Raw genomic sequence first — 264 nt, 5'->3', positions numbered from 1 at the left:
CCCTGAAACCGACGGCAACCGTCCGCAATGCTTCCGCCTTAGCCTCGCTGCCAAATGCCGACGCGCTCAAACCCGAAGCATTTGAATCATAGCCGGCAGCAACAGACTTATAACCCGCCGCAGCCGCTTTGTCGCCCAACGCGGTCGCATTCTCCCCCGCCTTCGACTCTTTGCCCAATGCGGCAGAACCGATTTTGTGCATCGTTCCTGTCGCAATACCTTCCGCAACACAAACATTTGCAAAAACAAGGGACAACACCAAAC

General features: G+C 55.7%; 1 pseudogene. It reads right to left on the bottom strand.

Annotation, left to right across the window (positions count from 1 at the left end):
- Positions 1-262: pseudogene (locus ACTHS3_RS18045) on the bottom strand (YadA-like family protein); the annotation flags it as partial.
- Positions 263-264 lie beyond the last annotated feature (2 nt).

Source organism: Neisseria sp. P0009.S007 (assembly GCF_051962515.1).
Note: the sequence above shows the minus strand (reverse complement) of the source record. Positions and strands in the feature narration are given on the sequence as shown.